Genomic DNA, 4,649 nt, shown 5'->3' on the forward strand with positions numbered 1-4,649 from the left:
CGCCTGGGCCTTGCACGGCTTTGGCACCGCATACATTCGAGTGACCGGAGGGATCACGTGGATACGTCTGCAACAACCAATCATGGGGAATCGAACAACGCGAACGGCGGCTTCTCGCGCAGGACGTTCGTCAAGGGCGGCTTGGCCGCCGGCGTCGCTGCGCTGGGCGGAATGGCGCTGACGGGATGCGCCGCAGCACCGGCTTCATCGAAGCAGGCGGCTGCCGCCGACGCCGCCGCTCCGACCGACGAGATCACCGCGCGCCTGGTGGAGCGCGTGCACGACGCCAACCTGCCCGACGCGGCGCCCATCCTGCCGGTGGAGCCGCCGGCGTCGTGGGACGACGAGGCCGACGTGGTCATCGTCGGTGTGGGCGGCGGCGGTATCGTGGCCACGGCGTTTCTCGCCCAGCAGGGGCTCAAGGTCATCGGCATCGAGAAAGAGGGCCAGGTGGGCGGTGCGAGCCGCCATGCCTGCACGTTCGCCAACGTGTTCGGCGGCTCGAAGGACCAGAACGCGCTGGAGTTCAGCGTGCCCACGTTCCCGCCCGACGTGAAGGCGTTCACCCGCATGTACGAGGAGCAGAACGCCTACTCCATCGACGAGAAGTTCCTCATGAACCAGCTGCTCATGTCCGGTCCCGCGTGCGACTGGATCATGGAGCAAGACGGCATGAACATGGAATGCTTCGGGCCCATCTGGCACGACGCCGACGTCCACGCCGGCAAGCAGAGCGTGGTGCTGGGCATGAACAACCCCACGAACGCCATGGAAGCCGTTGCGCTGGCAGCGGGCGCCGACATCCGCCTGTCCACGAAGTGCGAGAAGCTCGTGGCTGACGGCGGTCGCGTGGTGGGCGTCGTGGCCAAGGGGCCGGATGGCAAGGAGCGCTACGTCAAGGCCGAGAAGGGCGTCATCCTGTGCGCGGGCGGCTTCGGCATGAACCGCGACCTGATCCGCGCCTACCTGCCGAGCGCCTACGAGGGCACCGTGCAAGGCGGTCCCATGCCGTCGCATACGGGCGAAGCCTTCCGCATGGGTCTGGGCATGGGCGCCGACTTCTCCGGCTTCGATTCGTGGAGCTGTTGGGAAGGCGCCATCGACGAGGAGACGGCCGGCGGCGACGGCCAGTTCTGGCACTATTTCTGGCACGGCGAGCGCCAGCTGTTCCACAACCCGTGGCTCATCATCGACAAGCGGGGCAACCGCCAGCCGTACTTCGCAGCCACGCAGGAGCTGTTCGCGAACCCGGGCGGGCAGATGGGCGACCTGAGCAACTGCGCGGCCTGGATGTCGGCGGTGGGCCACCATGTGTACTCCATATGCGACTCCGACTTCCCGACCACCGTGTTCGAGAAGAACGTGCTCACCGACGAGGGCACCGACCGCAACCGCATTCCCATCACCGACCCGAGCACGCTGATCGACACGAAGGGCCTCGTGTCGGCAGACTGGCTGGCCGAGGTCGACGAGGCGGTGGAGCGCGGCGCCGTGAAGAAGGCCGACACCATCGAGGAGCTGGCCGATATGCTGCTGCTCGACCGCGACGTGCTGGTGCGCGCGGTGAAAGAGTACAACGAGCTGTGCGAGAAGGGCGTGGATGACGAGATGTCCACGCCGTACGACCCCTCGTGGCTGCATCCCGTGGTGAAGCCGCCGTTCTACGGGGCCATCATCGGCAGCCAGATGGCGAAGACGATGTGCGGCCTGCGCACCGACGAGCATCTGCAGGTCATGCGCGAGGACGGCTCGCTCATCGAGGGTTTGTACGCCAACGCCACCACGGCAGGCGGCCTGTCGGGCGAGGCGAACTACGGTTGCTTCTGGAATTCGACGGTGTTCGGCGGCGTGGGCACCAGCTGGATCACCGGGTGGATCGCGGCGAAGTCGCTGTTGGACGCCCAGTAGGGTTGCGTCGGCGCGTCGGATCGGCTTCCGGCGCGCCGCGCTCAGCGCCGCATGCCGTTGCGGATGAAGCCGACCAGCTTGAGCGCCAGCGGCTTCGCAAGCGTCTCGCGATAGGCGAGGCACAGGGGCAGCTCGATCCGGTCGCTCGGATGGAACGGCAGGAAGACCGACTGCGGGTAGGCCTTCTCCATGCGCGGATCGAAAGGCTGCAGATGCACCCCGCCTCCGCTGCAGAACGCGTCGATGGCCTCGTCGTTCAACGGCACTTCGCGAAAGCTCGGATCGAAGCCGTGCTCGTGGCAGGCGGTAATGAAGGCGTTGGTGAACAGATCGAAGTCGAAGGGGCTTCTGATGGGAACCCCTTCGAGGTCGGCGATGCGGACGGACGCCCGCCTGCCGAAGGGGTTGGACCTCAGCGTGATCACGCGCGTCTCCACGGGGCCGAGCGGCACGAGCCTGATGCCGGGGCGCTTGTAGGTTCCGTGCACGAAGCCGAGGTCGATGGCTTCTTCCTCCAGGGCGTTCAGGATGGCGGTATCGGACATCTTGAACGTGGAGACGGAGCACCCAGGCGTGCGGTAGACGAACTCGTCGATGAGCGCCACCGCTTCGTGACCCTTGTTGAAAAACAGGTAATCGAGCGGGAACGACTTGAACGCGATGGCCAGCGATTCCGTCTGCCGCGCGCCCGCGCCCTGCGCTTGCACGTACAAGTCGATCTCGTCCAGCTCGCGCAGCACCGCTTCGGCGTGAACGAGGATCTCGCGGCCGTTTTCGGTGAGGCGCATCCCGTCGTCACGGTCGAACAGCTCGAACCCCATCTCGTGCTCGAACGAGCGGATGGCCTTGGAGACGGCCTGCTTGGAGACGTACAACTCCTCGGCGGCCTTCGCCGCGCTTCCGCAATGCGCCACGGCCGACAGGTATCTCAACTGATGAAGCTCCACGCAGCACCTCCCCTGTGCTCGCTTGCGCCCGCGCAGGCGCTATCCGCGTCCCAGCTTGCCCTTCACCTTGCCCACGATGGAGCCGACGAAGGCGGCTTCGGGCACGCGCAGCTTGATGGACAGGCCGAACGTCACCACAAGCGCCACGATGCCACCGGCCAGCACGTAGGCGAGGGCCTGCGGGATGGAACCGGACAGCGGCGCGACGAACATCTGCAGCGCGAACAGCACGCCGCTGCCCGCAGCGGCGCCCAGGCCGCCGAACAGAAGGCCGCGCGCGCACGCTTTCGCCACCGACCGCAGGCCGAACGGCCCGAGGCGGCGGCGCAGGTAGGCGAACAGGCACACGTCGGCAACCACGTAGAACAGCACCTCGGCCGCCGCGATGATCTCGATGGGGAAGCGCTCGACGTTGGCCGCGCCGAACATCGTGAGCGCGATCTGCGCCGCACCGGCCACGAAGTTGAACGCCGCGAACACGCCCATCTTCCGCAAGCTGGAGAAGATCTTCTGCAAATACGTGTTCACGCCGTACACGGGCAGGGCGAAGGCCAACACGGTCATGTACGTGGCGATGGAGTTGACGTTGTCCATGGTGAACGCGCCTGCATGGTACAGGGTGACCAGCGGCAGCGCGAACACCATGAGGTACAGCGCGAAGGGGATCATGAAGAACAGGATCTGGTTCGTGCCGCCGATGATGCCGCGCTTCACTCCTTCGGCGTCGCCTTCGGCCTGCATGTCGGCAAGTTCGGTGAACATGGCGGTGGTGATGGGCACCGCGAGAAACGCGTAAGGGAGCGTGAACCATTGGCGCGCGTACAGCAGGATGGAGGGGCCGTTGTCGGAGAACCCGTAAGCCGCCGCCGTCTGCACCGAAACCACGATGGTGGAGCACAGCATGACGAACAGCGCGGGGATGCCCAGCCCCAGCGTCTCGCGTAGCGCGGGGTCTCGGAAATCAACGCGGGGACGTATGCGGATGCCGTTCTTCTTGAGCGCCGGCAGCTGGATGGCCAGCTGCACGAACACGCCCAGCGGGTTGCCGATGGCGATGATATACAGCGCCATCTCCTGGTTCTGCGGCGCCACGACGGCGTACAGGATGAACGTGGCGATGACGATGACGTTGTTCGCCACGGGCGCGATGGACGACCACAGATAGTCGCGATTCGCGTTGAGCAGGCCCGACACGATAGCGCACGCTCCATAGAACACGATCTGAATGGCGAAGAACTGGAAGAAGAACACCGACTGGGCCATCTCGGTTTGATCGGAGTAGAAGCTTTGCGTGTAGATGGCCACCGACGGGAACGCGATGCACAGCGCGGAGATGATGCCGAGGAACAGCACCACGAGCGTGAGCAGGTTCGACGCGTACTGGTTGCCGGCCTGCTGCCCCAGTTTCTTCTTCACCGACAGGTACACGGGCAGAAACGCCGTCACGAGGATGCCGCCCACCACCATCTCGTACAGCATGTTCGGCAGCCCGTTCGCCACCTGGTACGAGCTGGACAGCAGCGTCGATCCCAGCGCGAACGCCATGATCCACGTGCGAGCGAAGCCGGTGATGCGCGAGATCATCACGCACACGCTGATGAGCGCCGCCGACGACCCGACAGCGGCGGCGGTGTCTTCCGGTTCGTGTTCTGGCTGCGGGACGCGGGTCAGCGTGCGATCGGCGCCCGCGTGCTTGCTGATGATGGGAAGCTCCGAGGTCGATCCGGGAAACGCCGCCCGCTCGGCGCGTGAGCTGGGCACCGAGCGGCGTGCGGCTTCGCGCGGATCGGGGGT

The 4,649-nt window shown here is 65.9% G+C and carries 3 protein-coding genes; 1 reads left to right on the forward strand and 2 read right to left on the reverse strand.

Annotated features, from left to right (window positions below; genetic code table 11):
• Positions 1 to 57 precede the first annotated feature (57 nt).
• A complete protein-coding gene (locus ACMO6A_RS08525) occupies positions 58 to 1,908 on the forward strand; it encodes an FAD-binding protein (protein ID WP_009306274.1) in 1,851 nt (616 codons plus the stop codon).
• Positions 1,909 to 1,949: 41 nt separating this feature from the next.
• Here ACMO6A_RS08525 and ACMO6A_RS08530 read toward each other — a convergent pair whose 3' ends face one another.
• Complete coding sequence (locus tag ACMO6A_RS08530; RefSeq protein ID WP_009306273.1) at positions 1,950 to 2,855, reverse strand: LysR family transcriptional regulator; 906 nt, start codon at positions 2,853 to 2,855, stop codon at positions 1,950 to 1,952.
• Between the two features lie 39 nt (positions 2,856 to 2,894).
• On the reverse strand, positions 2,895 to 4,649 hold a 1,755-nt coding region (gene murJ / locus ACMO6A_RS08535), incomplete at its 5' end, for a murein biosynthesis integral membrane protein MurJ (protein ID WP_418471104.1).

It is taken from the genome of Eggerthella sp., assembly GCF_048329335.1.
Classification (GTDB): Bacteria; Actinomycetota; Coriobacteriia; order Coriobacteriales; family Eggerthellaceae; genus Eggerthella; species Eggerthella lenta.